Here is a 25116-nt window from a genome sequence, read left to right as displayed (position 1 = left end):
ATAGCCCCGGGCTCAGCCAGCCGACCACGCGGTGATGACAACCGGACTGTGCAGGCAGGTCGCAACGCGGGCAGGATCAGCGCCATGAAGATTCTGGTGATCGGCGGAACGTGGTTCCTGGGGAAGCAGATCGCGGAGGACGCGCTGGCGCGCGGGTGGGAGGTGACCACGTTCAACCGCGGTCGGTCCGGCACAGACGTGGCGGGTGTACGGCCCGTGCACGGGGACAGGACCGTCGAGGAAGATCTGTGGCGCCTGGCCGGACAAGGCCCCTGGGACGTCGTCATCGATACGTCCAGCTCGGACCTGGCCCCGCGTGATGTCCTGGTGTCGGCAATTGCGTTGAAGGATGCCGTCGGACGGTGGGTCCACCTATCGACCGTGTCTGTCTACCAGGGCTGGCCGCACCTGACGTTGACGGAAGACTCTCCGCTACTGGAGTGCCCGGCGGACGCGGACGAGACGTACGGGTATACCGGTGAGGACGGCAGCCCGACCATCTACGGCTTCCAGAAGGTCGGCGGCGAGAGGGCAGTGGCCCAGACCCTCGGCGAGGATCGGGTGGTGCTCCTTCGCCCGGGTGTCATTCTTGGCCCGGGGGAGTATGTGGGCCGACTGCCGTGGTGGCTGAACCGGGCCCGGCAGGGCGGGCCTCTCCTCGCGCCCGCCCCCGCCGATCGCCGCATCCAGCCCGTTGACGTGCGCGACGTGGCGACCTTCGCGCTCGATCAAGCGCAAGGTGAGAGTCATGGCGGGTTCAACATCGCGCACCCCGACGGGCTGGCGATGCAGGAGTTCCTCGCCGAGTGTCTGGCGGTCACCGGCGGAGCGGGCAAGCCAGTGTGGGCCTCGCCGGAGGCACTGACCGCCCAGGGAGTGCGGCAGTGGACGGAGCTGCCGCTCTGGCGCACGCATGCCGGGGTTTGGGCGGTCGACGCCGGTCGTGCCGTTGCTGCGGGGCTGCGGTGCCGCCCGCTCAGAGAGACGATCCGGGACACCTGGGAGTGGATGGCCGCTGACGGCCGCCCAGTGGACCATCCTCGGTGGGCCGAGCACGGCATCGACCGCGACAAGGAGGCCAAGGTCCTGGCCTCCTTGTCATCAGGCTTGTGATCAGGGCTCCAGCGCTATGGGCCCGTACGGACCGTCGAGCGACCGCGCCGATGACGCCAGGACGAAGCCCTCGATGCGCTCGGCCAGGTCACCGGCCACGGCCGCGCCTTGGTAGCGCGGCAAGGTCAGCGCGCTCCGCAGTTGGCTGACCCGGCGCAGCAGACCAGTGGCCCGCTGGTCCACCGGAACGTCCCACACCTTTGCGAGCGCTTCGGCGGCCCCTTCGAGATCGTTGTGCAGCAGCCGGGCCATGGCCAGATCAGCCGCGGCACCTCCCATAACTCGCGCGGAGCGAGCGCTCGCCGGCTTGCTGTTGAGAAGTTCCAGGGCGCGCAGCGCGCTGACCTCCGCCTGCTCGCCGTTGCCGACGAGAAGTGCCGTGCTGCTGTTCGACATCGCGAGCCGCTCGTCGCTGAATCCAAACTCGCCTCCGACGACTTCGTGCAGGTCGTCCGTCCGGCCCGACCTGGCGCTCTCGGACAGCTCAAGAGCGCGTTGCGCGGACGCTGTGTCGCCAAGGTGCCCGTACGCCCGGGCCTCGATCGCCCGGAGCCTGCGAACGGCAGTGTCACCCAGTCCGGCGCACATCAAGCCCCGCTGCACTAGACGAACCGATTCGCTGGGCGTCGCGCTGAAGTACGAGATGTACGCGAGGGCACCCGCGGCGAACGCCTGCAGGGGGCCGAAGCGGGCACTCTCCCCGTAGAGCGCGGCCGTACGCGCGAGCCGCTTCGCACCCGCCAGTGATCCCATGTCGAAGGCAGCGGTGGCCAGGAGAGCGGATGCCTGCCCGGCCAGAACCAAGAGGTCTTGCTGCTGGCCTGGAATCCGGGTGCGGTCGCGTTGAGTCTCCGCTTCCTCCCTCAGCCGGCGGGCCTCGGTCCACACCTCGGCGGAGGACTTGCGGTTGTAGGCCCCGGCCAGAGCGACGATGTCGTCGCGCAGCTGGTCGATCGTGGTGTCAGAGATGGACGACGCCGCGGCGGCGTTGGCATCTTCCTGGGCATCTCGTGCGGTCATAGCGATCTCGGCTTCCAGGTCGAACGTGGGCAAGGCGGGATCGTTGGCACTGGGCGGAGGCCCGAACAGCGTCTCGGCCGGTACTTGGAACATGGCTTCCAGCACGCGGCAGGTGTCAGCGCCCGGCAGACCGCGGAGCTTGCCGCCAGTCCAGCGACGGAACGCAGATTCACCCACCGTCGGATTCCCAGGACCCAAGCCCAGAACTTCATCGGCCGCAGCGGCGAACGCTCGGGCGAAGTCGACGTAACGCCACTTTCGCTGGTCTACCAGCGCTTTCAGCATCGTGGCCGGTTGTGGCACGGCTCCTCCCACCTTCGCCGCTTGATCCCTCACCGAGGGAATACCGCGCACGCATGGCATGCAACACCGTACGGAGGCATGCCACTTGGAATCCACCTTCGAGCCACTTTCATCGCTCGAACGAGCGTCACAGGCCACCTCGCCGGACATGGCGGAGCCATCCTGGTCCGCTCCACTCTGATCCAACCCAGCGGCAAGGCGCGGCGATGCGCAACGAACCCGACGGGAGGATCGGCCATGGCAGACATGCGTGCCCTCAGCCCCCGCCTTGGAAAAGGCGGGGTCAGGCAGGAGTTGCCCCACGCCGCCCTCTGCTACGGCCTCCCGCTCAGGGCCGCTCCAGCGAGTCGGCAGACAGCAGTCCTTCGGACCAGGCGGCGAATCAAGATGACAGCGACTACGACGGGCCCGTCCACCTCCTCATCGCTCGCCCTCACCCGCGAGCAGGACGTCATGACCACGAGCTTCACCATCAGCGGGCGCGGCGAGCACGACGTCGTCCCCGAAAAGGACGCACGACGCGTCGGCCAGATGCGCCGCCTGGCCAAGGCACGCCTTGCGTACTGCGGTCTTCCCGAGCTGGCCGATGACGTGGAACTACTCGTCTCCGAACTCGTCACCAACGCCATCAAGCACAGCCGCGGCACCGAAATCACCATGACGCTCCGGCTCGGCAGTGGCGTACTGCGACTCGGTGTCAGCGACAGGAACGGCCGTTTCCCACAGATCCAGCAACCGAATGACGACGCCGAGGGAGGCCGCGGCCTCCAACTCGTTCAGTGCATCACCCAGCAGCACGGAGGCACCTGGGGCTTCAGCCCCGACGGCGCCAGCACCTGGTGCAAGATCCCCACCACTCCGGCCGGGAGCTGCTGACGACCCCAGGGCTGACTACTTGCAGGCATCAGCGTTCCCCTGCGCGACCTGCGCGGCCAAAAAGCCTCAACCCCCCACCCCGCACGAACACCTCGGAGAGGAAGAGCACGATGTGTCGGCACGATCCCCCTTGTCCCGCTGCAAAGGCGTCCGACCGCGAGGCGGCCAGGACCGTTATGCGGGACGACGTGCAGGGGTGGGCTCTGTTGTGTAACGGCGTGCTGCTCTTCGAAGACACCGGTGAGCTGCTGCCGGACGGACAGACTGTGCGCCCTCACCGCCCGACGCCTCCTGCGGACAGCGCGGCTGCCGCATGAAGAACGACCAGCTCCCCCCTACTACCCGCTCCCATCCGGGGGAAGTCCGGTGATGGCAGCCGACCGGGACTGGACCGTCTCCGCCATCTCGACACCGATGGCGAGCACACCCGGTTTCTGGTGCGAGTGGCGCGGGGCCGACGGAGAACGCCTCGCCACATGCGCATCCGCCGTGCCGACCTCGGCGATCAACTGGGCCCGCACACAAATGCGGGTCATCGCCTCCGCCCTCGGAGAACCTCTGCTCGCGGACCTCTGGGACTGGCTGTCCGATGGGTGGCGCGACGCCGCCGCAGCACTCGAACGTGGCGAGGACTTCACACTCCCCCTCGTCGCCGGCCCCCACGCCTTCGTCTGGCACGCACGCCCCGTGCACTTCCTCCCCATGGCTGCTCTGGAGGGAGGTGAACCGGCGTGCTCCGCTACCGGGTAGAGATCGCCGGGGAAGGGCCGGTGGACGGCCAAGTCGTGCGTGTCGTTCTGGGTCATCACGACGCCCGAAACCCCCGACTCGCCCTGCGATGCCTCCGTAGACACGCGCTTCACATCGCGGAGGGGCTGGACCCCAGCCCCGAGGCGCCCTGGCTCGGCAGCGTCCGCATGCAACGGGTGAGCGACGACCTGCCTGATGTGCCGGCCTTCTTCCGTACCTGGTGCGACGACGAGGGGCAGCAAGAAACCGCCATGGCCCAGCTCGCGGCAGGTAGGCCCTTCCGGCTATCTGCTGCCGATCACACCGGTCACTACTCCCTGACCGTCTGGCCCGTACACCTCCCACCCCCGCACGAGAACACGCTCGGTGCCACGGCAACGAACCCCATATACCCCCGCTCCGGCCACCGACGCCGCAGGAAGCCTCGCCATGCGGCGAGGAAGGCACGTTGGTGGCCGGGGCGGGTCTCGGGTCCCGTCTCCGCTGTCTGAACTGGAGGCTCCCCCGACCTCGCAAGGGCAGGTCAACAGCACGAGGCGGGACCCGCACCAAACCACCACGAGGGAGAGACGCGTTGGCAGCACCCCTGGATGACGGCGACGAGGTGTCCGACCTGATCGCGCGCCATCGTCACCCCAGCCAGCGCCAGCGACGACCCGCCCGATGACCAGTGCGTCCGCGCACCCAACGAAATGAGGGACAGATGAGCGTTACCGCGCCACCGGCACGAAGTCGCAGCACCACAAGTCCACTTCGAAGCCGTCCGGCCATCCGCCGTTTCCTGGAAGGTCCGGCACTCACCCCCGCGGACCTTTCCATGGTGCTGCTCGTCACCGAGAAGCAGGCCGACCGGCCCATGCCGACCCTCACGGTTCCGGAAATCCCCGCAGCGATGCGCGAGGCCCGATTACACGGCATCCGATCGGTCAAGATCTTCGCCGAGTCCGCCCGACGGGACGCCACAGGCGAGATCTCGCTCGTACCCGACGCACTCATGGCCCGGGCCGTCCGCGCCGCGAAGGACACGGAACCGGACCTCGCGGTCATGACGGAGACGTGCCTGTGCTCGTACACCGACTCCGGGCTCTGCTACGTCACCGACGTACAGGGCCGCCCGGACATCCCCGCCACGATCGATGTCACCGCCCGGCAGGCCGTCGCACACGCGGTTGCGGGGGCCGACATCGTGGGCCCGGCCTCCATGGTGCTCGGCACCACGCAAGGCGCCCGCACCGCGCTGAACGACCAGGGCTACGGCAGCGTCTCCGTCATGCCCCACGTGATCTTCTGGAGCAGCCTCTACGACGGCTTTCGCCGCACCATGGGCGCCACACCCAAGGCAGGCGTCGACCGCGAGTTCCAGATCAACCCCGGCAAGCCCGAGCAGTTCATCGACGCCGCACTCCAGCTCGTCCAAGACGGTGCCGACATGCTCCTGCTGGAGCCCGCCATGTTCACCGCCGACGTGCTCACCCACCTCAAGCAGCACACCCGAGCGCCGCTCTTCCCGTTCTCGGTCTCCGGCGAGTACACCGCGCTCACGTCCCTCGACGCCAAGACCGGCCGACGAGACGTCCGCAGGCTCATCGAACTCTTCACGATGTTGAAGCGCGCCGGAGCCGACGCCAGCGTCACGTACGCGGCCCTGGACATCGCCCGGCAGCTCAGCGGCTAAACCGCAGCCTCGGCCCGTATCTCGCCAAGAATAGAACGCGCGCCCTGGCCGATCAGCTCTCCGGCCAGGGCCTCTCCAAGCTTCTCCGGCTCACCGAGCGGCCCGGAAAGCGAGCCGGAAACCTGACGGGTCCCGTCAAGCGACGTCACCTGCGCATAAAGCGAAAGCGATCCATCCGCACGGACCTCCGCATACGCCCCCACGGGCACGCTGCATCCGCCATGCAACTCAGCAAGCAATGCACGCTCGGCCCGCACCTGAGCGTCAACCGCGGGATCCCCCGACGTGGACAGGATCTCCTGAATCGCCGAGCTTTCCTCACGCACCTGAATACCAAGCGCCCCTTGACCCGGCGACGGCGGAAAGAGATCGACGGGCAGAATCTCACCGATAGCGTCGTCCAGCCCGAGACGTCGAAGCCCCGCGACCGCCAAAACCACGGCGTCAAGCCCCATGGTCTCGATCTTCTTCAGCCGCGGCGGGACATTACCCCGAATCGGCACGACCTCAATGTCAGGCCGCACCGCAAGCAGCTGGGCAATACGCCGCGGAGCACCCGTACCCACACTCGCACCCTTGGGCAGCCCGGCCAGCGTGGATCCGCACAGGGCGTCCCGCGCATCCTCCCGGCCCGGCGGAGGCACCAGAACAAGGCCCGGCGGATTCGCCGTAGGCAAATCCTTCAGGGAATGGATGACCACATCCACATCCCCACGAGCCAACGCGGCTTCCTGCTCGCTGCTGAACGCGCTGCCACCGCTTACAGCCGAGATGTCCGACAGCAGCGACTTCCGGTCCTTGTCGCCCCCTTCGAGAATCACTCGGTGAGTAAAGGCGATACCAGGGAATCGTTGGCGCAGGGGAGCGAGGTATTCCCGCACCTGAGCCTTGGCCAGATTACTTGCACGCGAGCCTACGAAGTACGTATCCACAGCGATCAACTCCCGACAGGCGATAGATCGTCAGACATCGTACTCCCTGCAAGCATGCCCTTATGCCGACCAATCGTCGGCATAATCTACGGCACCTTCCTTTTCGACTATCCATCCCGCCACAGGAGGTCTTCCGCCCAGGAGCGGCGCACACACTGACGTTGAAGACAGGCAAAACCGGCCAACACCGGCTTCCATCGAGATCCACCCGCGCCCTCCACGGCGGTAAGCGGAGGTTAACGTGGCTTGATCACGGCAACCTTCAAGGCGATAGGGCCATGGCATGCGACATCCGGCCAACGGCTGCCGAATTAGATCCACCACCTACTGGGACAACGAGTCCGGCACCCTGCCCGGGCAGAGGTGAACCACCCGGACCGCTTCAGCGATCGATATACTCAGTTTTGACATGATCACCATCGAAGGTCTGNGATCGATATACTCAGTTTTGACATGATCACCATCGAAGGTCTGCATTACAGCCTTCACACGAATATTCGCGATATGCAAACTTGAAATCCTTCCCACCACATCGCCGCGCACATAAGCGCGATCGCTGAACTGGGTCCCAACCACGTGAAGTTCCAGCGTCATCTTTGCCGGAACCTCGACCGTCCGAGAAATATTCTCCTCACGCAAGAGGCTTGACTCACCACGCCCCGTTGAGTCAACAGACAGATCAAAAGCGCGACGAGAAGGGAAAACTCCACGCAGCCTAACTGGACTCACACAATCATGCTCGATACCCCAGCTTAAATAATCCACCCATGAAATGGAAAAGTTGGTGACACTTCGCGGAAGAATTTCCAGCGAATTCCCTACGTTCTCCACTCGCTGAATATGCAGATCAACTTCTTCTGATTCTGTCTCAGCATACTCATACACCAATTGCATGTTCATCATTCTCTACGAACACCAGCCATCTCCCAACAGGATGAATCCATACCAGGTCACGACTGTGCCCTCTGATGACCCAGCGCCATCAGAGGGCACAGCGTCGACATGGGTGAGCCGGAACTACGGGCAAGACTTCTTGGCGCCCACAGCGAAAACTCCCGGCTGGGCGATTGTGGGGATACCCACCCTAATCTTCCCCGGACCTATACAGTACTCGGTCCCAGTCTTATCGATGTTCGAGTGGATCCACACGCGACGGTCGCATCCGCTATTGTCGACCATATTGATGGGCCATGACGGATAGTACCAGTCATACTCCGAACACGGGAAAGACCCTATCGGATAGTACTAGCTACCGACTTTCTCGTAGGTATCCGTGTAGTCAGGTGTAGCCACTCTCGCTTGGGCGGGAGAGGAGATTGCCGCGAGCGCAACGGCGACAAGCCCTATTCTGGCCAGCTTACCCAGAAATGCCATTCGCATACCTCCACAAGGCATAGGGGTGCCCGTTCTCGGATATTGCGATTGACGCAAGAATGACCCTAAAGCGAGGAGGGCGACGCCGCAATGCACCAAACAAAACAAGAAGCAGCCATTCCGTTTAAGAATGTCCGACAAAACCTGTCGACACCACGTCGCCCACGGCATCGCATACTTGCCACCCTGGCCGAATAGCTTCGACGTGACCTGGAATCCAGGCCGGCCAGCAGCCAGCCCATTTGACCAAACCGCAACAAACTGCACCTTCGCGTCTATCCACACTATGACGCGATCATGCATCCTCCTACCCCTGGCCGGGCACGCCAGGAGCAGAATTGCCAATTACTGTTGATCATGCCCCACGTCGCTGACTACACCTTGGACCCCTCACACAGGGTTGCACCTGCAAGGTAGATCCAATATGCAACAACGCAAGACACCGAGCAGGTAAGAGCAGGATCGCGGTCCTCGCACTTCGGCGCTGCCGTGCCTCATCCGTGCCCTTCCGGACGGTAAACAGCGGTCAATGACAGGGCGGCCACGCCGACCCACCACCTCGCTCTAGGTGGGTTTTACCTGATCAGCAGCCTGCAGCCACCACAAGCCTCAGTGATTCCCAAGCTCAGAGCGCGGGTTCGATTCTCGTTACCCGCTCCAAAGCAAAGGTCCAGGTCACAGACCCGGGCCTTGTTTGGTTTTCGCAGCGATATCCGTTCGCAACCGGACCCCGACCAAACGCATACTGGAGTATGCTCGACTCATGTCCGCCACAACACGCATCACCGTCACCCTGCCCGCCGAGCAGGTCGCCGAGTTGAGGAAGCTCACAGACAACGTGTCCGGCTATGTGGCCGAAGCGGTGGCCCGCCAGATCAGGCACCAGCTCCTCGGCGACGATCTGCGGCGCCATCAGGAGGAGCAGGGCACCTTCACAGACGAAGAGCTGGCCGAAGCCCGCGCCAAGATCTTCGGCACCGGCGACCGTGCCGGCCGTACGGACGCCGCGTGAGCACACACCTCGAGACCGTCGTCCTGGACTCCCAGGGATTGTCCGCCTGGGTTGCCCAGGACCGCAAAGTTCTCGCGATGTTTCAGGTGTTCCACGGGATGGGTGCTGATCTCGTCGTCAGCGCCAACACCATCGTCGAAGTCAGCCATTCGCGGGTGAACCTCCCACGCCTGAACTGGGCCCTCTCACGGGTCAAGGTCGAACCCGTCACCGAACAGGCGGCCAAGGCTGCCGCTGAACTACTCAAGTCAGCGGGACTGCACGGGCACAAATACGCGATCGACGCCACCGTCGCTGAGGCAGCACTACGCCAGCCGCCACCGGTCGCGGTACTCACCTCCGACACCGACGACATGGCCAAGCTCTGCGATGACCGCGTGCGACTGATCGTCCTATGAGGTGCGGGGTTCTTAGGACAGACAGATGCGCGGTGGACAACGCACCAGATGCGCACCAGATAGAGCGGTAAACAGCGGTATCAACGACGGGTGCTGCGGCGGGCACGCCAGCTCGCCCTCAGCACTCATTTACGCTGGTCACCGGCATGATCCGTGCCAACCGCCCCGTGATTCCCAAGCTCAGAGCGCGAGTTCGATTCTCGTCACCCGCTCCACCACAAAGCCCCAGGCCAGCGGCCCGGGGCTCTCACCGTGGATCTTGGCCGCCTTGCGGTCGGCTGCGACGCGGGCATCGATCCCGGCTGTCACCTGGGCTCCGGCCGTGGACCAGCGGGAGGAAGACCTCGTCGACGATCTCGGTGAGGGTGGCGTCCGGCACGGCCGGGGCGCCCCGCGTCATGTACTCGTTGCGCAGCAGTGCCGTGGGGGCGGACGCGACCCGGGGATGCAGTGCCTCGGGTGCGGCTTCGCCGCGAGCCACCGCGCGGCCGAGCACCGTCAGCCATGCCGCCTGGTGTGTATCGCCGCCGGCTGACGGGTCGCGCAACTCGGCGACCAGTTCCCGCGTGCCGCCGGCCGCCGCCATGAGGCCGCGCAGGATCTCTCCGTACGGCGAAGACCAGGTGCTGTTCGCACGCCGCAGGAGTTCCAGCGCGTCCTCCCGCAGCGAGCCGGTGTCCGGCACCGTGGCCTCGGCGGCGGCCAGTCGGCGGTACGCGGCGACGCCGAGTGCGACGCGGTTCGGCCAGCGGCGGTAGATCGCGTTCTTGTTCGTACCCGCCCGCCGGGCCACCGCGTCCATGGTCAGACCCGGGACGCCGGACTCCCGCAGTATGTCCGCCGCCGCCCGCAGAATCGCCTCCTCCAACTCGGCGCCACGCCGCCGCGGCGCCCCGGCCTCGCGCCCCGTGTCCGTGGACTCCGGCACTGCTCGTCCCCTCTCGTCACACACCTTGGCTTCTACGGTACGGAACGTACTCGTACCACGCTCTGTCGAGCCGCACTCGTCACGATTTAAGGTACGCTCCGTACCTTAAATTCTCGGCAGAGAGGCTCGTCGTGCGCGTCTTCGGCATCAACTTCGACACCGGCTTCACCAGCGCGGGGACCACTACTCGCGAGCCCTTCGACCCGGTCACCATCCGCCGCGAAATGGAGATCATCCAGAACGAGCTGCGATGCGACGCCGTCCGGATCACCGGTGGCCACCGCGACCGGCTGGAAACAGCCGCCCGTCTCGCGGCCGAGGTCGGACTCGAGGTCTGGTACTGCCCGTTCACCAACAACCTCACCCAGGACGAGCTCCTGGACTTCCTCACCGACAGCGCCGGGCGCGCGGAGAAGCTGCGGCGCGAGGGCGCCGAAGTGGTCTTCCTCACCGGATCGGAGATCTCTCTCTTCACCCCGGGCTTCCTGCCCGGCGACACCTTCGCCGAGAGGGCCGCCGTCCTCTCCGACCCCCAGCGACTGCGTGCCGCGCTGCCCACCGTGCCTGTCTTGATGAACGCCTTTCTCGCCAAGGTGACAGCCGCCGTACGGAAGGAGTTCGCCGGCCGGATCGGGTATGCGTCCCTGCCGTTCGAGGGCGTCGACTGGACGCCGTTCGACATCGTCACCACCGACGCCGGCTACCGCGACGAGCAGAACGCCCACAAGCTCGCCGACGGGCTGCGGGCCTTGACCGCGCACGGCAAGCCGGCGGCAGTCACCGAGTTCGGATGCGCCCCGTACCGCGGGGCCGCCGCCGTCGGAAGCCGTGGCGACGCGGTCATCGACTGGGACGAGCGGGCCCGCCCCGCACGGTTCAACCACCCGGTCGCCCGCGACGAACAGGAACAGGCCGACTACGTTCGCGAACTCCTCGGCCTCTTCGAACACTCCGGGATCGACGCAGCCTTCGTCTACACCTTCGCCCGCTACGACCTGCCGCATGACGAAGACAGCGACGACCGCGACTTCGACAAGGCATCCTTCGGCATCGTCAAGGTCCTCACCGACGGCCGCACGGGTACCACCTATCCCGGCCTGCCGTGGGAGCCCAAGGCCGCCTTCAACGCACTCGCGGAGTACGGCCGCGGCCGGCCTCCGATCCTGAAACTTCCCTGACGGGCGCGCCGCTGACTGGCCGTGAGCTGGTCAGCGGATCACGGACGCGGCAGCGTGGTGGATCCGCCACCGGCGCCTCACCGGGAGTCACTCCATGCCTGTGACGATCACGACGACGGTGACGGGCTCCGGTATGCCGGAGTGGGGCACAAGTGGCTCGACCGTCGATCTGACGCGTTCCTGGACGTCGCGCGCGGTGTCCAGGGCACGGCGGTTGCCGTTGACGACGCAGCGGACTTCGACGACCCAGGCACCGGTTCGGGGAGTGCGCTCGGCGCGGATGCCCGCTTCGGGTGACGGCGTGGTGGAGCCTGCGGCCCGCCGGACCCGGGTGGCCGCCACGGCCAGAGAGTGGCGCAGGCCAGGTTGCAGTCCGGCCACCCCGGGCACTGCCAGGGCCGCTCCTGCGGCGGCCCGCTCGATGCCCGCGGTGTCGCGCGGGGTCATGGTCCGCTCCGGGACCGCACCATGGGTTCTGCGGCGGCCGTGGGTGTCGAGGGTTCCAGAACGGACACGATGGCCAGGTCGATGCCGCTGACGGCGAGGCCGAGTTCGTGCTCGGCGGCGCACGCGACCGCCCGGCGTACCTCGGCGGCCCGGCCGGGCAGGGGATGGTCGAGAGTCATGGCGAGAGTTATGGCGATGGCCACCTTGGCGGTGCCCTCGTCAGGGATCAGGCGGCAGCTCGCGGCCCGCACTCCCGCGACGTGGTCGGCGGCCCGGCGCAGGACCTTCGCCGCCGCGGTCTCCGCGACCCACAGCTCCGTCACGGGATCGTCCAAGGGCAGCAGCCGGCCGAGCCGGGCTTCTGCCCGTACCGCGCGCATGACCCGGTCCGCGACGAGGTGAGCGCTGGGGCGCACCGCGCGGAGGGTACGGACGGCGGAGTCCAGGGCTGTCAGACCCTCGACCGCTTGTCGGCAGAACGCGCAGCCGACCGTATGGGAGTCGGGCTCACCGCCGGCCCGGGCCTGTTCCCAGACATGGCTGATCAGTCGCCCACAGGGCAGCTTTTCGTCCCCGACGAGCTGTGCCGCGTCGGTGTCCGTTGGGGCGGCGGTTGGCTCGTCGCCCGTGGGTGTGGCCCGCCGGTGGTCGTCTAGCGCCATGAGGCCATCTCCTTCACCAGGGTGCGCCGCGCCCGAAAGAGCCTGCCGCGTACGGTCGGTTCACTCTCGCCCACCACCCGCGCGATCTCCTCGTACGACAGCCCGTGCAGCTCCCGCAGGACCCAGCAGGCACGCTGAGCGGGCCGCAGCTCCCGGAGGGCTCGGGCAAGCGCTGCCGCGGCGGCCTCGCCTTCGGCGGCACGGGCCGGTTCGCCGCTGGCGTCGTGGGCCGTCGGCTCGGGAACGACATCCAGGGGCACGGGAGGGGCATGCCCGCGCAGGACATTGATGCACTTGTTGGTGACGATGCGGTACATCCAGGTACGGAACGTGGCGTCTCCGCGGAACTCAGGAAGCCGCCGCCATGCGCTGATGAGTGCGTCCTGCACGGCTTCCTCGGCATCCGAGGCGTTCCCCAGCATGCGGTACGCCAATGCCAGCAGCGGTCCGCTGTGACGGTGCACCAGTACGGCGAAGGCGTCGTCATCGCCTTCGGAGGCCCGGGCGGCCAGCAGCCCATTGCCCAGGTTCCGCAGATCGTCCCCGGTGCTATCGCCGGCCCACTCCGCTGAGCGCGGCTCGGTCACGGCGGGCGGGGATGGCCCCTCATGCCCCTCATACCGGAGCGGTGTCAGTCCCTGCTTCACCTTCACGGTTCGCTTCTCACGCGATTCGTTCCGTGGAACGTGTGACCGCGCCGTCCCGGCGGCGCCTGACAGCGTGATCCGACCAGGCGTTCCACGTATCAGCCTACGCGAGGAGAAATCCGCCTTCACACAACAGATCCGCGAAAAGCGTGATGATTCTCAGCCCTCTGTGTCCAACGTTATGACGGGCACTGATGCGGTGCCCCGCTCAGCCTGACAAGGAGAACGTTATGACGGACACGACACGTCCGGTCACCGAAAGGAGCCGGCCTGCCGGAGAGACAACGGCACAGCACGGTCCGAAGCCCGGCGTCCACGCGCCGGAGATCCGTGGGCGGACCACGATCGCGGACACCGTCGCGGAGAAGATCGCCGGGATGGCCACCCGTGAGGTTCCGGGCATTCACAACCTCGGCTCCGGAATGGCGCGGACCATCGGGGGCGTCCGTGAACGGATGCCGGGCGGGCAGCCCAGCGTCACCCGCGGTGTCCATGTCGAGGTGGGCGAGCACGAGGCGGCAGTCGACCTCGACGTGATCGTCGACTACGGATTCCCCATCACCGATGTCGCCGCGGATGTCCGCACCAGTGTCATCGCCGCCGTGGAGGGCATGACCGGTCTGGATGTCGTCGAGGTGAACGTCGCCGTCGACGACATCGACATCCCGGGGGACGAGGACGAAGGCGAAGACACGGAGCACCGGGTGGAGTGACTTCCCCCGGCCTCCGCCCCATCGCGCGGCGGGAACGGTGCGCGGGAAGAGGCTTCTCAAGAGACTGGTGAATGAACGATGAACACGACTTTGGCGGGGCTCCTGACAGGTTTGGCACTGGGCTTCGCCGGCTATTTCGGCGGCTTCGGGGCTTTCATCGTGGTCGCGGCTCTGGGTCTGGTGGGTCTGGTGGTCGGCCACTTGGCGCGCGGCGATGTGCATATCACTGACTACGTCCGCACCCGGGAAAGCGACGGCCATCGAGGGGAGACTTTCGAACGCCGTCGGAGTACCTCTGGACCCAGCTCTGGCACTGAGCACAAAGGGCGTGTGCAGTGAGCACCGAGCCCCCGTCGCACCCCCTCCGGGGCGCCTCGGACACGTCGCCCCTCCCCGCGCCCGCGCGACGTGGCGCGACGCAGATCCCCGATACCGTGGTGGCCCGCATCGCGGCCCGGGCAGCACGCGAAGCCCTCAGTCGGCGAGGGGACGGATCTCCACCACGTCCTGGCCTCGGCGCTCCCCGCGCCACCGCGACCGTGCACAACGGCTCGGCCCGCCTCGGTGTCTCCCTGGGTCTGCCATATCCCGTCGACATCGCCGGTACCTGCGGCGAGATCCGGCACTACGTCGCCGACCGGGTCTCCTACCTGACCGGCATGCGCGTCGACACCATCACTGTGTCCGTCCGGCGACTCGTCCCCGACGTGAGCCCGCGACGAGGACGAGTGCGATGAACCGGCGGCACGTGTCCGCGACAGGAGGATCATGACTCCCCGTTCGCCGAACGCCGCACCCCTCCCCAGCGGCGATGGCTCGCGACGACGGCCGGACACCACGGCGGCACCGGCCGAGCGTGCGTGGCACCACGAGGTGCCGCCCGCTCCACCGTCACATCAGCAGACACAGACGGAACCCTCCCACCGCCCCTGGGGCTCGCGACGGGTCCCGGCCGGACTGGCCGCATCGCTGATCCTTCTCGCGGCAGGCGCGCTGCTCTTCGAAGGGGTGTGGCTGCGCACCGGGCACCAGGCCACTCCTTCGTGGAAGAGCCTGACCGACCAACTGGCCACCCGTCCGGTGGACGACGTCTGGATCCTCTGTGGTGCCGCCCTCGCAGCCGCCTTGGGCCTGTGGCTCATGATCCTGGCCCTCACCCCCGGCCTCCGTCCCCAACTGCCCTTGCGTGTCCCCGCCGACGGTCACGGGCGGATGCGCGCCGCGCTCGACCGCAGGGGCGCGGCGCTGTTCCTGCGGGACACAGCGCTGCGTGTTCCCGGGGTCAGCGCGGCGCGAGTCCGGGTGCGGCGCCGCCAGATCACCCTTCGCGCCGATGTGCGCTTCCGGGAAACAGCCGACGTCAGGGATGAACTCATCGACGCCCTCCGGCGCGCGGAGCGCGAGCAACTCGCTCTGGCCCGTCTCCCGCGGCTGGCGGTCCGCATACGCCGGAACCCCACCTGACGGACGTAGGCCGAAGCACGGACGCCGCCACGCACAGGAGAAGACGAGACGCACAGGAGAAGACGATGAGGCACCTCACCAAGACCAACCGCGTCCTTCTGGCCCTCCTCGGACTCGTGCTGCTGGGCGGCGGCCTGTTGGTGCTCGCCAGCGGCGCCGATCTCTACCGGCGCTGGAATCTCACCCCGCCCGCGGGCTGGCCGCTCACCGCTCCGCACGACGTCCTGATCCCCCGTGCTGACCAGGCCCGATGGGGTGACCAGGGCTGGTGGTGGGTGGCTGCCACAGCCGCCCTGGCCCTGCTCCTCCTGCTCGCCCTGACGTGGCTGCTGTCCCAGCCCCGGCGGCGCCCACGCCAACTGTCCGTCGGAGACACCCCCGGGGACGACGTCAGGGTCAACGGCCACGCGCTCGGCCAGGCCCTCACCACCGAACTCGACGTGCTGCCCGGCGTCCGGCGGTCCCGGGCACGCTTCTTCGGGCCTTCCACTCGCCCGCGGGTCCGGATCGACCTCACCCTCGAACCCGGCGGCACTCCGGAGCACGTACTGACCGACCTGCGAGACGCCGTCGATCGAGCCCGGAGCTCCGCAGGGTGGGACCAACTCCCCAAGGAGGTCCGCCTGGGTGTTGCCCGCCATGGCCCGCACCGGGCCGAGTGACGACGGCTGTTACGACCCCGCTTCACCAGGGGTGTGACGTCGGCGCCTTACTGGGCGTCAGCGGGCTGACGCTGCCGCCATGGTCGCGCCGCGAGGAGGCGTCAGGACGTGCCGCGGTGTTCTGGGCCTGTGTGCGGGCCTTCCTCGGCGGTCGGGCGGGCTCGGCCGGTGCCGGTGTCGATGAGGATCTGCTGGGCCGGTGCGAGGTTGTCGGCGCGGACGGACCGGGCCATCGCGGTGCGTGCCGCGTCTGGCGTCGCGTGGGGCGGGATCACCAGCAGGGAGAAGAGATCTTGATCGTTTCGGGTGATGAGGATGGTGTCGTCACCCACGGGGAACGAGTCGATGTGCACGATGCGGTCGTCGATGGTCAGTCGTGTCGGCAGTTCTTCCCAGGCGTCGGAGTCCAGGCCGACGCGCGTGACGGGCCCGAGGTGCTCGGTCAGCGCGGTGACCAGGGCGGGAAGCTCGGCGGCTATGTCGCGGGAACGCGGCCACCACGCACCGTCGAGGATGCCCTCACGGGTATGTGTCGTCGCCAACCGCAGCAGGGCTGTTCCAGGTTTCACAGCATGCTGGATCGCGTCCGGCAGAAGGTTCACTTCACGCGGGGTGTCGGCGTCGGACATGGTCTGCTCACGCTCTGCGGGGTTCGGTGGACCGCCGGTTTCACCGTACTCCGGGAGCCCACTCACAGGCTCGGCCGCGCCCTGCGGATACTGATCACACGCGGGCTCGGGGGCACGCCCGGGAGTACAGTGAAACCACCGGGAGCATTTCGCACACCGGCTTCCACGCGGGTGTCGTTCTCGGCGAGCAAGAGCACCGGGACGTTGCAAGACGCGCCCGGGGACGGGTCCGCGCCATGACCGTGACCATCGACCGTACGACCATCAATGAGCGCGTACCCTCACCGCCGGTCCGCTTGTCACTGGCCCCGGCCAGCCCGATTCCCGGTGCTCTGGACGGTGCGTGGTGGCCCCGCTCCCGCGATCTCCTCCGTGAGCTGCCGACCCTGACGGACGTGCTGGACGCACGCTGGGGCCGGATCACTCGCGTCTCCGTGAACCCGGCCCACTGGCCCGTGATCCCGCGCAAGGTGCCTGCGACCGGGCACATGGTGAAGGTGGGCTGGTTCACCGATGAGCAGGACCCGCACAAATTGATTCTGCTCTCCTACACCGCAGGCCGCTGGGACCTTCTGGTGATCCCGCCGGAGACGAGTGCCGCAGCCGCCGCCCGGCTGATGGCCGCCGCAGCCACCGTCGGCAGCCTCCTCACCGCCAGCGATCTGATGGCAAGCGAGACCGCCACCCGTAACGCCCGGGAGGATCTCGGCCGCGAGGAGGAGTGGGAGACCGATGGCGGGCCGCCTCAGTGGCGGCCGGAGGCCGAACCCGACCGGAGCCCTGAGCTTCACCGGACTCCTGAGCTCCAAGGGAGGTGAGGATGTGGAGACCGCCATCACGGTGTCCGTGATCATCGGCATGATCATGCTCGGAGTGCTGCTGATCCACCTGCTCAACGGCCAGCACAACGAGCGGATCGCAGCCTTCCACTACAGCGATGCCCTGCCGGGAGTCGGCCGACGGAGCCGGAAGGGCCGACGGTCGGCAAGCTCGCCTGATCGCCCGTCGCCCCCTCCTCCTCACCCCGAACACCGCGGTGGGCGCGAAGCGAGGCCCCACGCCCGGCGGCACGTCTTCCTGATGAACGGGGTCACCATGCAGCCACCGGAATCACCCCCGGCAGGGCGCGCCGAGGTGCGTATCGTCGCCGCGTCCCCCGAGGTCGCCCGTCAGGTCGCAGAGGTACTCCGTCGTTGCTTCGACGGCACCGAACAGCGGAGCTACCCCGCCGGTACGGACGGCGGAACCCGCCTCCATCTCACCGTGGACACCACGCACACGGCAGAGCCGGCGCGGTCCTGGCTGGTAGCAAGCCGGTCCTCCGGGCAGGACGCCACGCAGACGGACGAAGTCTGAAGGGATGCTCGTCAGCGGGCCCAAAGCGGGCCCAAAAAGTCCCTCATGTCGGAAAGGTGAATCCGGCATAGCATGGTGAATGGGCCGGTTCACTCTCACGTGCAACCGACCCGAAAGGGCGGCCCCGGTGTTTCTGCGCCGGGGCCGTTGTGGGGAGAGCCCCGACGCTGAGGTGGCGGGAACAACCACAGTGCGGCAAGCAGCACAAGGGCTCACCTCGGTGTGAGGGCGGTGCGGCGAAACGAGGTCGCCATGACAGAAGGTGAAGAGGGCTTCCGTAAAGTCACGGTGGATCGGTCAGAGGGATTCGGGGAGCGGCTGCTGGGTGTGCTGCTGGACCGGGCGCACGAGATGCCGCCCCAGCTGATCGCCCCGCTGGTCGCGGAGGAAGTGGGCAGGATCGGCGGGCGTGACGTCTCGATCCTCCTCCAGGACTACGACCAGCTGATCCTGGCTCCCCTGCCGGGCATGAGACTCCTGGTCGGGGAAGCCGAGCGGATCGACGATTCCCAGGCCGGACGGGCTTTTCTGAGCGCGGAGACGGTGGAACAGCCACAGGCCGATGGCGTACGGGTGTTCCTGCCGCTGCTGGACGGCAGCGACGAGGTGGGGGTGCTGGCCGTCACGCTGAGCAGCGTCGATGACGACGACCGGCGGTTGCTGCGGCGCCTCGCCGGCCTGGTCGCCGACATGCTGGTCACCAAGAACAGCTATACCGATCAGTTCTTCCAGGCCCGGCGCCGTGAGCCGATGAGCCTGGCCGCGGAGATCCAATGGTCGCTGCTGCCCCCGCTGACCATGATCACGCCGCAGGTCGCGGTGGCCGGAATCCTCGAGCCTGCCTACGACGTCGCGGGTGACAGCTTCGACTACGCCCTGAACGACGACATCCTGCACATGGCCGTCATCGATGCCATGGGCCACGGGCTGGACGCCGCCGTGCTGGCGACCGTTGCTGTCGGCGCCTACCGGCACGCCAGACGCGCCGACGTCGGGCTCGCCGAGCTGTACAGGTTCATGGACAAGGCCATCGACGAGCAGTTCGGGCCCGACCACTTCGTCACGGCACAGATGATGCGCCTGGATATCGGAACCGGCCACCTGCAATGGGTCAACGCCGGTCACCCGGCGCCCCTGCTGATCCGCGACCACCGCGTCCTCCAGCCGCTGGAGAGCCCGGGCACCCTGCCCGTCGGCTTCGGCGGCGCCATCCCGCAGGTCAGCGAGCAGGCGCTGGCCCGCGGCGACCGGATCCTCTTCTTCACCGACGGTCTCGTCGAGGAGCACCGCGTCGGCGAAGAGCCGTTCGGCGAGGAGCGCATGCTCGAGTTCGTGGACCGCGCGGGATGCGTGGGCGAAGGCGTACAAGAGATGGTGCGCAGCCTGTCCCACGCCCTGATGCGAGAACGGGGCGGGGTCACCACCGACGACGCGACCCTCTTCCTGGTCGAGTGGACCGGGGGCGCCGCCGACCGGCTCGTCACGGTAGAGATATGACCAGCGTGTTCGCCCCTGGCGCTCGGGCCAGGGGCTTACCAGGGCAAGGGTCCCTGCGCGTCGAAGTAGCCCCCAGTGGGGCCCTCGGGTCCCACCTGCGCCATGCGGACGATGATCTCGGCGCCCTGTTCGACGGTCTGGATGCCGGTGTTCCCGTTGAGGTCCGTCTTGGTGTAACCGGGCTCCACCGCGTTGATCCGCATGTTCGGGAACGCCTTCGCGTACTGCACGGTGATCATGTTGACTGCGGTCTTCGAGGCCGGGTACGAGACGCCCGGGTAGGCGTGGGTCGGGGTGCCGGCGGTAGCGACCCGGGTCAGGGAGGCCAGGCCGCTGCTGAGGTTGACCACGACCGGGGAAGCGGACCGCTGTAGCAGCGGCAGGAACGCGTGGGTAACCCGTACCGTGCCGAAGACGTTGGTCTCGAACACCTGTCGCATCATGTCCGCGGTGACGTCCGCGGCGCCGATCACGTCGTTGTCCTCGTTTCTCCCTTCGATGCCGGCGTTGTTGACCAGCACGTCCAGTCCGCCGTCGGCCTCGATGGTCTTGGCCGCGGCCGCGACGGAGGCGTCGTCGGTGACATCGAGCTGTACGGTCCGCGCGCCCAGCCGCTCGGCGGCCCGGCGGCCGCGCTCCGCGTCCCGGCTGCCGATGTAGACGGTGTGGCCTGCGGCGATGAGGCGGCGGGCGGTCTCGAAACCGAGGCCCTTGTTCGCTCCGGTGATCAGTGTTGTCGTCATGTCTCCACGATGCGTCGGGACCATTCGATCAGCCAGGGGTCCGCTCTTCCTGGGACTCGCGATACCAGGCGGGCCGGACGGCCGGGGGGTGCACACTGGCAGGCATGGCGACGACGGAATTCGGGCAGGCGGTGCGTCGCTGGCGCGACCGGATCCCACCCGAGGCGGCCGGGCTGTCCGCCGGCGCGCCTCGGCGCACGGCAGGGCTGCGCCGCGAGGAGTTGGCCATGCTCGCCGGGATGTCCGTCGACTATGTCACCCGGCTCGAACAGGGCCGCGCCGCCCATCCCTCGTCCCAGATCGTCGAGGCACTGGCCAGGGCCCTGCGGCTGTCGGGGGACGAGCGCACCCACCTGTTCCGGCTGGCCGGGCTCGCGCCGCCGGGCCCGCAGACAGTGCCGACGTTCATCACCCCGAGTGTCCAGCGGCTGCTCGACAGGCTGACGGGGACACCCGTGGCGGTCTATGACGCGTCCTGGACCCTCCTCATGGCCAACGCGCCGTACGCGGCCCTGATGGGGGACCCGTCCGGTTGGCGTGGCAACGAGCGCAACGGTGTGTGGCGCCACTTCCTCGGCCCGGGCACCCGGGCCCGGCACACGCCTCAGTCCCTGCGCGACTTCGAGGCCGCGCTGGTCGCCGACCTGCGCGCGGCAGCCGGCCGTTACCCGGCCGACCGGTGGCTGCGGCGGCTGATCGCGGAACTGCACGCGAACAGCGACCGGTTCGCCGCGCTGTGGGATGCCGGCACCGTCGGCCACCACGAGGCCACGCGCAAGACCATCGACCACCCCCATGCGGGACCGTTGACACTGGACTGCGACGTACTCACCGTGGCGGGCAGCGACCTTCGGATCATGATCTACACGGCCGAACGCGGCAGCGAGGACGCCGAACGCCTCGCCCTGCTGACCGAGCTCGGCACCCAGCCCCTTGCCGATCCTGCCAACTGAGACGCTCACAACCAGAGATCAAGACCTATCCCTGTAGTACCAGACCTCTCAAGGGTCGCCGTGCGGCCCACCGGATCTCGCCCCACAGATGCCTGCGACTACGCATCGGCCGCCGGCCCAGGCAGCCTCGCCACCGCCACCGGCACCACTGGATCAAGCCCGACGGCGCGCCCATGCCCTGCGTTTCACACGGGAACGCTCACCGCACCCGTGGTGTGAGAAGCTCCACCGCCTGCTCCCACCGGAACCGGTCTCGGCCTCCGCCCGCCTTCGGCTGGTGTGGTTCGTAGTCGGCGATGAGCACCCCCATCTCGCGAAGCCGTTCCAGGCTCTGCCGGTAGGCGGGGTGTGCGGCCTGGGCGGCGTTGAGGTAGGGCAGGGCGGCGGTTGGGATACCCATGCCGTACGCCTCGCACAGGATGCCCACGGCCAGGGTGTCGGCGATCCCGGCGGCCCACTTGTTGATCGTGTTGAACGTTGCCGGGGCGACGGCGATCGCGTCCGCGGGAGCGAGTGGCCGCGGGTCGCCGGGAGAGCGCCAGGCGGAGCGGATCGGATAGCCGGTCCGGGCCTCGACGGCTTGGGCGTCGATGAAGCCCAGGCCCTGCGGAGTGGCGATCACGCCCACATCCCAGCCCCGCTCCTGTGCCGCGTTGATCAGCTTGCCGACGTCGTCGGCGATCCCGGCCGCGCAGACGACGACGTACAGGAACGGCTTCTTCCGCTCACTCACGCGGGGACTCCTGGCGTTCGGCTGTAGTGGGGCAGCTCGGGCAGGGTTCGACGGCGGTCACGGGCGACATCATCGGCTTCGCCCAACAGGTCCTTCATGGCCGCAGTCAGGAGGAAGTGAACTCGTACTGCAACTCGTAGAGGTGACCGGCTTTGACTGTTCGTCGTCGCTGTACACCACCCGGAGCGTGCGCAGCACCGGCAGCTAAGCCACTCCGCGCGAGCTAGTCGGACACCGTGTCCGCTGTCCCTTCCCGAGATTCAGGAAACATCAGCCGGGCGGCGAAGACGATCACTCCGAGGGACCCCAATGCCAGGCCGTGACGTAGCCACCTCATGCCGCCCTCCCAGTCTCGGGGAGGACCGAAGGCCAGCCAGAGCGCAACAGTGACGCCGACCAGCACGCTTGCTACGCCAGCCATGCGACGTAATCCAAGACTCATGCGCCCAGGATCTCCTGTGGCCCTTCAGCCACACAATCGAAAAAGCAGCGAGTTCTCGCCACGCCGCGCGGCGCATCTGGTGCGGGCTGCTCATGTGCATCCGATGCGGACAGGCATGATGTACCTGTGGGGCATCTTCCTGTCGACGTGCGTGCATCGATCCGATTGTTCGCCTTCTACCTCGCGAACGGCACGATTGACGTCGACCTCCTCGATGGCATCGACTACCGACCTGCCCTCTTCCAGTTCGGCTCGGCCCTGGAGCAGATTTTCGCGATCTACGGCAACGTGCTGGAGGTCGACGAGAGCGGGTCTGTGCTCAACGACGGAGAGGCGCAGTACCGCGCCGCCCAGTGGATCCGCGCCTATTGCGACCCGAGCTACCAGGCCGACCCACCGTTCCAGACATGGGAGACCGAACTCCACGGCCCCTGACGGCCGGCTCACGCCCGGCGCCACTTCCGCCCGAAAGTCGTCACCTCAGGCGCAGCACAGCGCACTCAGGCGCCGACCGCCTGTTCCTCACTGGCGTTCGTCGCTCTTCATCAGAGGGACACTTCGCGCAGGCAGCGTGTCGGAGGGCCCGCCGCTCATGCGCAGCCGCTCGACCAGGAGGGGCAGCCCGACGACGACTATCAACCACGCCTGCACATAGAGCCTGTCGCCCTCCATCGCCACCGGGTGGGCTGCGGCCGTCAGCAGGCCCGCACCCCCCACGGCGATCAGGCACAGCGCGATGGGCACCGAGCGGCTCATCGCGCCCCAGGCGCCCAAGACCAGGAGCAAGAGCAGAGAGGGAGCCAATGCCTCTCTCTGGAGCCACTGCCACCAGTAGTTGGCATCGAGCTGGACCAGCAGCCGCCAGGGGTGGGTGACTTCGGGATATGTCCAGTGGAGGGAGAAGGTGTCCTGGAGCGAAGCCTCCAATCCGGGCAACCGGAGCACCCTGCTCATCGCAAAGGCGACCAGGGACTCGAAGAGCGAGACGATGAGCAGGCAGTGCGTGCCCTTGTGCCGGGCCTGTGGAACGAACATCAGCGCCATGACCCCCGCCGCCACCAGACATGGCCCCACCAGGACGAAGCTTGAGTACTTGACCGCGAAACCCAGCGCGAAGGCCGCCACGGACAGCAGAGCCCCCGCCACCGACCGCCCCTGGCACAGCCACACCGCACCGAGCAGCATGGCCACCAGGAGGGCAAGCACCGGACCTTCCGTCATAGGCCGACTGCCCCACAGCCCTATGGGCGTGACGTAGTACAGGCACTGACCGAGCCATGCCACCGGAGGCGGTGCACGCAGCGCGCGCAAGAGCACCAGGACCAACAGCCCTCCGAGCGCCGTGAAACCCAGGGCAACGGCCGTCAGCCCCGCCTTGGCCCCCAAGAGCCGGACGAACGGGGCGGCCAGCAGTGGATAGGCGGGACGAGCGTGGAAGAGCGCCTCGTACCGCGGATTGCTGGGGTTGAGGCCATCCGCATACTGGGCCAGGCAGTCCTGGAACTCATGACGGCGCACCGGGTCCCGGAACTCGATCTGATGCAGCATGCGGTTTCGCTGAAGCATCGCCGCGGTGTCCGCGCAGTAGGCCCGCAGCGCTTTGTCCTGGGCTTTCCGGAACGGGTCGCCCAAGAACTCGTACGCTGAGCGGGCGTAGCGGTATGAGTCATTGGCGAAGCGCGTGCTCGGATAGGCGAAGACGTGCAACAACACGAATACGACCACCGTCAGTAACGGGATAATCTTGCGTATTCGACCCATGACACATATCGTAAATGCGCACAAACCGGGCAACATCTCGAATCGTCCACCTGGGTCTTCCTTCGGGAACCAGGCTGCATCGCAAGCCGCAGGCCCTCCGTGTGGACGTCCGCCTTGGTCCAGGGAGTCCCGCGGGCCGCGATGAGTTCTGCGGCGTCCGGCGGTCGTACTGTCGAACCCGCTACCGAGGAGGGCGTCCGATGCGCAGCGTGACCTATTCGATGAGCGTCTCACTCGACGGCTACATCGTCGGGCCGGACGGCGGCTTCGACTGGACGGTGCCCGACGAGGAGGTCTTTCGTTTCTGGATCGACGAGATTCGGGAGGTCGGCGTCCACCTGTTGGGACGACGGCTGTACGAGACGATGCTGTACTGGGAGACCGCCGACCAGGATCCATCGCTCGACGACGCGGAGCTCGAGTGGGCCGGGCTCTGGAAGCCGCTCCCCAAGGTGGTGTTCTCCACCACGCTGTCGGCGGTGCAGGGCCATGCCCGCCTGGCCTCCGGCGGCCTGGCGGAGGAGATCGAGCGGTTGCGGGCCGAGCCGGGGGAGGGCGACATCGCGATCGGCGGGGCGAGGCTCGCCGCCGAGGCGGCCGCGTTGGGTCTGATCGACGAGTACCGGACCATGGTCTACCCGGTGCTGGTCGGCGGTGGCATTCCGTTCTTTCCCCAGCGCGAGCGCCGGGTGGATCTCGAACTCGTCGAGACCCGCACCTTCAGCTCGAGGGTCGTCTACCTCCGCCACCGCGTGGCGCGCTAGTTGTGTTGTCCGAAGAGGTTGGTGATGCGGCTGGCTGGGGTGTGGCAGCTGATTCCGGTGTGGGGTCGGTGGTAGTTGTACCAG

General features: G+C 67.5%; 29 protein-coding genes. 19 read left to right on the top strand and 10 right to left on the bottom strand.

What is annotated here, in order from left to right:
• The first annotated feature begins 84 nt into the window (after positions 1-84).
• Positions 85-1113 carry an NAD-dependent epimerase/dehydratase family protein gene (locus EEJ42_RS29730; protein WP_184503337.1) on the top strand — a complete coding sequence of 343 codons (1029 nt, stop codon included), beginning with the start codon at positions 85-87 and terminating at the stop codon, positions 1111-1113.
• Here the strand turns inward: EEJ42_RS29730 and EEJ42_RS29725 are convergent, their stop codons facing one another.
• On the bottom strand, positions 1114-2418 hold the full coding sequence (locus EEJ42_RS29725) for an NsdA family TPR-like regulatory protein (protein WP_184503335.1): 1305 nt from the start codon (positions 2416-2418) through the stop codon (positions 1114-1116).
• 405 nt (positions 2419-2823) lie between these two features.
• Here EEJ42_RS29725 and EEJ42_RS29720 point away from each other — a divergent pair, with 405 nt between their 5' ends.
• From EEJ42_RS29720 to EEJ42_RS29705, 4 genes are all read left to right on the top strand, one after another.
• Positions 2824-3312, top strand: coding sequence for an ATP-binding protein (locus EEJ42_RS29720; protein ID WP_246097476.1), 489 nt, complete (start codon positions 2824-2826; stop codon positions 3310-3312).
• 110 nt (positions 3313-3422) lie between these two features.
• A complete protein-coding gene (locus EEJ42_RS51970; RefSeq protein ID WP_123104779.1) occupies positions 3423-3629 on the top strand; it encodes a DUF5999 family protein in 207 nt (68 codons plus the stop codon).
• A 52-nt stretch (positions 3630-3681) separates the two neighbouring features.
• Complete coding sequence (locus EEJ42_RS29710) at positions 3682-4062, top strand: hypothetical protein (RefSeq protein ID WP_123104777.1); 381 nt, start codon at positions 3682-3684, stop codon at positions 4060-4062.
• A gap of 703 nt (positions 4063-4765) precedes the next feature.
• The gene (locus EEJ42_RS29705; RefSeq protein ID WP_123104775.1) at positions 4766-5737 is read left to right on the top strand and encodes a porphobilinogen synthase; all 972 of its coding nucleotides are present in this window, start codon (positions 4766-4768) and stop codon (positions 5735-5737) included.
• Here the strand turns inward: EEJ42_RS29705 and hemC are convergent.
• A complete protein-coding gene (gene hemC / locus EEJ42_RS29700) occupies positions 5734-6669 on the bottom strand; it encodes a hydroxymethylbilane synthase (protein ID WP_123104773.1) in 936 nt (311 codons plus the stop codon). The genes EEJ42_RS29705 and hemC overlap by 4 nt on opposite strands.
• A 2137-nt stretch (positions 6670-8806) precedes the next feature.
• Here hemC and EEJ42_RS29695 point away from each other — a divergent pair.
• Entirely contained in the window at positions 8807-9055 is a 249-nt protein-coding gene (locus tag EEJ42_RS29695) for a type II toxin-antitoxin system CcdA family antitoxin (protein WP_123104771.1), read from the top strand.
• Positions 9052-9453, top strand: coding sequence for a PIN domain-containing protein (locus tag EEJ42_RS29690; protein WP_123104769.1), 402 nt, complete (start codon positions 9052-9054; stop codon positions 9451-9453). The genes EEJ42_RS29695 and EEJ42_RS29690 overlap by 4 nt, the downstream gene beginning before the upstream one ends.
• 247 nt (positions 9454-9700) lie before the next feature.
• On the opposite strand, the gene EEJ42_RS29685 is transcribed toward EEJ42_RS29690, so the two are convergent.
• Positions 9701-10381 (bottom strand): TetR/AcrR family transcriptional regulator, encoded by a 681-nt coding sequence (locus tag EEJ42_RS29685; RefSeq protein WP_123104767.1) that lies wholly within the window; start codon positions 10379-10381, stop codon positions 9701-9703.
• 131 nt (positions 10382-10512) lie between these two features.
• Between EEJ42_RS29685 and EEJ42_RS29680 the strand changes: the two genes are divergently transcribed.
• Positions 10513-11559 (top strand): glycoside hydrolase family 113 protein, encoded by a 1047-nt coding sequence (locus EEJ42_RS29680; protein ID WP_123104765.1) that lies wholly within the window; start codon positions 10513-10515, stop codon positions 11557-11559.
• Between the two features lie 87 nt (positions 11560-11646).
• On the opposite strand, the gene EEJ42_RS29675 is transcribed toward EEJ42_RS29680, so the two are convergent.
• Genes EEJ42_RS29675 through EEJ42_RS29665 form a run of 3 tightly spaced genes read right to left on the bottom strand, consistent with a single transcriptional unit; the run spans position 11647 to position 13255 of the window.
• Positions 11647-12006, bottom strand: a complete 360-nt coding sequence (locus tag EEJ42_RS29675; protein ID WP_123104763.1) for an Asp23/Gls24 family envelope stress response protein — start codon at positions 12004-12006, stop codon at positions 11647-11649.
• Entirely contained in the window at positions 12003-12668 is a 666-nt protein-coding gene (locus tag EEJ42_RS29670) for a hypothetical protein (RefSeq protein ID WP_123104761.1), read from the bottom strand. Before EEJ42_RS29670 ends, EEJ42_RS29675 begins: the two co-directional genes overlap by 4 nt.
• Positions 12659-13255: an RNA polymerase sigma factor gene (locus tag EEJ42_RS29665; RefSeq protein WP_425472977.1), complete on the bottom strand. Its 597-nt coding sequence runs from the start codon at positions 13253-13255 to the stop codon at positions 12659-12661. Before EEJ42_RS29665 ends, EEJ42_RS29670 begins: the two co-directional genes overlap by 10 nt.
• 290 nt (positions 13256-13545) lie before the next feature.
• Here EEJ42_RS29665 and EEJ42_RS29660 point away from each other — a divergent pair, with 290 nt between their 5' ends.
• From EEJ42_RS29660 to EEJ42_RS29640, 5 genes are all read left to right on the top strand, one after another.
• Positions 13546-14028, top strand: a complete 483-nt coding sequence (locus EEJ42_RS29660) for an Asp23/Gls24 family envelope stress response protein (RefSeq protein ID WP_123104759.1) — start codon at positions 13546-13548, stop codon at positions 14026-14028.
• A 78-nt stretch (positions 14029-14106) separates the two neighbouring features.
• Positions 14107-14367, top strand: a complete 261-nt coding sequence (locus EEJ42_RS29655) for a hypothetical protein (RefSeq protein WP_123104757.1) — start codon at positions 14107-14109, stop codon at positions 14365-14367.
• On the top strand, positions 14364-14765 hold the full coding sequence (locus tag EEJ42_RS29650; RefSeq protein WP_246097475.1) for an Asp23/Gls24 family envelope stress response protein: 402 nt from the start codon (positions 14364-14366) through the stop codon (positions 14763-14765). Before EEJ42_RS29655 ends, EEJ42_RS29650 begins: the two co-directional genes overlap by 4 nt.
• A gap of 31 nt (positions 14766-14796) precedes the next feature.
• Positions 14797-15492 (top strand): DUF6286 domain-containing protein, encoded by a 696-nt coding sequence (locus EEJ42_RS29645; RefSeq protein WP_123104755.1) that lies wholly within the window; start codon positions 14797-14799, stop codon positions 15490-15492.
• A 65-nt stretch (positions 15493-15557) separates the two neighbouring features.
• Positions 15558-16154, top strand: a complete 597-nt coding sequence (locus tag EEJ42_RS29640) for an alkaline shock response membrane anchor protein AmaP (RefSeq protein ID WP_123104754.1) — start codon at positions 15558-15560, stop codon at positions 16152-16154.
• 101 nt (positions 16155-16255) lie between these two features.
• On the opposite strand, the gene EEJ42_RS29635 is transcribed toward EEJ42_RS29640, so the two are convergent.
• Positions 16256-16783 (bottom strand): DUF5994 family protein, encoded by a 528-nt coding sequence (locus tag EEJ42_RS29635; RefSeq protein ID WP_123104752.1) that lies wholly within the window; start codon positions 16781-16783, stop codon positions 16256-16258.
• A gap of 236 nt (positions 16784-17019) precedes the next feature.
• On the opposite strand from EEJ42_RS29635, the gene EEJ42_RS29630 reads away from it, so the two are divergent.
• The 3 genes from EEJ42_RS29630 to EEJ42_RS29615 all read left to right on the top strand — a co-directional run bounded on the left by EEJ42_RS29630 (position 17020) and on the right by EEJ42_RS29615 (position 19636).
• Positions 17020-17601, top strand: coding sequence for a DUF5994 family protein (locus EEJ42_RS29630; protein WP_123104750.1), 582 nt, complete (start codon positions 17020-17022; stop codon positions 17599-17601).
• Between the two features lie 277 nt (positions 17602-17878).
• Complete coding sequence (locus EEJ42_RS29620; RefSeq protein WP_123104795.1) at positions 17879-18139, top strand: hypothetical protein; 261 nt, start codon at positions 17879-17881, stop codon at positions 18137-18139.
• A gap of 252 nt (positions 18140-18391) precedes the next feature.
• Positions 18392-19636: a PP2C family protein-serine/threonine phosphatase gene (locus tag EEJ42_RS29615; protein ID WP_123104748.1), complete on the top strand. Its 1245-nt coding sequence runs from the start codon at positions 18392-18394 to the stop codon at positions 19634-19636.
• Positions 19637-19671: 35 nt separating this feature from the next.
• Here EEJ42_RS29615 and EEJ42_RS29610 read toward each other — a convergent pair whose 3' ends face one another.
• The gene (locus tag EEJ42_RS29610) at positions 19672-20379 is read right to left on the bottom strand and encodes an SDR family NAD(P)-dependent oxidoreductase (RefSeq protein ID WP_123104746.1); all 708 of its coding nucleotides are present in this window, start codon (positions 20377-20379) and stop codon (positions 19672-19674) included.
• A 104-nt stretch (positions 20380-20483) separates the two neighbouring features.
• On the opposite strand from EEJ42_RS29610, the gene EEJ42_RS29605 reads away from it, so the two are divergent.
• Entirely contained in the window at positions 20484-21332 is an 849-nt protein-coding gene (locus EEJ42_RS29605) for a helix-turn-helix transcriptional regulator (RefSeq protein WP_123104744.1), read from the top strand.
• Positions 21333-21531: 199 nt separating this feature from the next.
• Here EEJ42_RS29605 and EEJ42_RS29600 read toward each other — a convergent pair whose 3' ends face one another.
• Positions 21532-22065, bottom strand: coding sequence for a flavoprotein (locus EEJ42_RS29600; protein WP_123104742.1), 534 nt, complete (start codon positions 22063-22065; stop codon positions 21532-21534).
• 568 nt (positions 22066-22633) lie between these two features.
• On the opposite strand from EEJ42_RS29600, the gene EEJ42_RS29590 reads away from it, so the two are divergent.
• Positions 22634-22942: a DUF7677 family protein gene (locus tag EEJ42_RS29590; protein ID WP_123104738.1), complete on the top strand. Its 309-nt coding sequence runs from the start codon at positions 22634-22636 to the stop codon at positions 22940-22942.
• Between the two features lie 87 nt (positions 22943-23029).
• Here EEJ42_RS29590 and EEJ42_RS29585 read toward each other — a convergent pair whose 3' ends face one another.
• Positions 23030-24268 (bottom strand): hypothetical protein, encoded by a 1239-nt coding sequence (locus EEJ42_RS29585; RefSeq protein WP_148082047.1) that lies wholly within the window; start codon positions 24266-24268, stop codon positions 23030-23032.
• 200 nt (positions 24269-24468) lie between these two features.
• Between EEJ42_RS29585 and EEJ42_RS29580 the strand changes: the two genes are divergently transcribed.
• Positions 24469-25032 (top strand): dihydrofolate reductase family protein, encoded by a 564-nt coding sequence (locus EEJ42_RS29580; protein ID WP_123104734.1) that lies wholly within the window; start codon positions 24469-24471, stop codon positions 25030-25032.
• Positions 25033-25116: the final 84 nt, after the last annotated feature.

It is taken from the genome of Streptomyces botrytidirepellens (assembly GCF_003721215.1).
Lineage (GTDB): Bacteria > Actinomycetota > Actinomycetes > Streptomycetales > Streptomycetaceae > Streptomyces > Streptomyces himastatinicus.
Note: the sequence above shows the minus strand (reverse complement) of the source record. Positions and strands in the feature narration are given on the sequence as shown.

Excerpts from the sequence above, each read along its gene's own strand:
- EEJ42_RS29730 (WP_184503337.1), top strand. The coding sequence starts at position 85 with ATGAAGATTCTGGTGATCGGCGGAACGTGGTTCCTGGGGAAGCAGATC.
- EEJ42_RS29725 (WP_184503335.1), bottom strand. The coding sequence starts at position 2,418 with ATGCTGAAAGCGCTGGTAGACCAGCGAAAGTGGCGTTACGTCGACTTC.
- EEJ42_RS29720 (WP_246097476.1), top strand. The coding sequence starts at position 2,824 with ATGACAGCGACTACGACGGGCCCGTCCACCTCCTCATCGCTCGCCCTC.
- EEJ42_RS51970 (WP_123104779.1), top strand. The coding sequence starts at position 3,423 with ATGTGTCGGCACGATCCCCCTTGTCCCGCTGCAAAGGCGTCCGACCGC.
- EEJ42_RS29710 (WP_123104777.1), top strand. The coding sequence starts at position 3,682 with ATGGCAGCCGACCGGGACTGGACCGTCTCCGCCATCTCGACACCGATG.
- EEJ42_RS29705 (WP_123104775.1), top strand. The coding sequence starts at position 4,766 with ATGAGCGTTACCGCGCCACCGGCACGAAGTCGCAGCACCACAAGTCCA.
- EEJ42_RS29695 (WP_123104771.1), top strand. The coding sequence starts at position 8,807 with ATGTCCGCCACAACACGCATCACCGTCACCCTGCCCGCCGAGCAGGTC.
- EEJ42_RS29675 (WP_123104763.1), bottom strand. The coding sequence starts at position 12,006 with ATGACCCCGCGCGACACCGCGGGCATCGAGCGGGCCGCCGCAGGAGCG.
- EEJ42_RS29670 (WP_123104761.1), bottom strand. The coding sequence starts at position 12,668 with ATGGCGCTAGACGACCACCGGCGGGCCACACCCACGGGCGACGAGCCA.
- EEJ42_RS29660 (WP_123104759.1), top strand. The coding sequence starts at position 13,546 with ATGACGGACACGACACGTCCGGTCACCGAAAGGAGCCGGCCTGCCGGA.
- EEJ42_RS29655 (WP_123104757.1), top strand. The coding sequence starts at position 14,107 with ATGAACACGACTTTGGCGGGGCTCCTGACAGGTTTGGCACTGGGCTTC.
- EEJ42_RS29645 (WP_123104755.1), top strand. The coding sequence starts at position 14,797 with ATGACTCCCCGTTCGCCGAACGCCGCACCCCTCCCCAGCGGCGATGGC.
- EEJ42_RS29640 (WP_123104754.1), top strand. The coding sequence starts at position 15,558 with ATGAGGCACCTCACCAAGACCAACCGCGTCCTTCTGGCCCTCCTCGGA.
- EEJ42_RS29635 (WP_123104752.1), bottom strand. The coding sequence starts at position 16,783 with ATGTCCGACGCCGACACCCCGCGTGAAGTGAACCTTCTGCCGGACGCG.
- EEJ42_RS29630 (WP_123104750.1), top strand. The coding sequence starts at position 17,020 with ATGACCGTGACCATCGACCGTACGACCATCAATGAGCGCGTACCCTCA.
- EEJ42_RS29620 (WP_123104795.1), top strand. The coding sequence starts at position 17,879 with ATGCAGCCACCGGAATCACCCCCGGCAGGGCGCGCCGAGGTGCGTATC.
- EEJ42_RS29615 (WP_123104748.1), top strand. The coding sequence starts at position 18,392 with ATGACAGAAGGTGAAGAGGGCTTCCGTAAAGTCACGGTGGATCGGTCA.
- EEJ42_RS29610 (WP_123104746.1), bottom strand. The coding sequence starts at position 20,379 with ATGACGACAACACTGATCACCGGAGCGAACAAGGGCCTCGGTTTCGAG.
- EEJ42_RS29605 (WP_123104744.1), top strand. The coding sequence starts at position 20,484 with ATGGCGACGACGGAATTCGGGCAGGCGGTGCGTCGCTGGCGCGACCGG.
- EEJ42_RS29585 (WP_148082047.1), bottom strand. The coding sequence starts at position 24,268 with ATGGGTCGAATACGCAAGATTATCCCGTTACTGACGGTGGTCGTATTC.
- EEJ42_RS29580 (WP_123104734.1), top strand. The coding sequence starts at position 24,469 with ATGCGCAGCGTGACCTATTCGATGAGCGTCTCACTCGACGGCTACATC.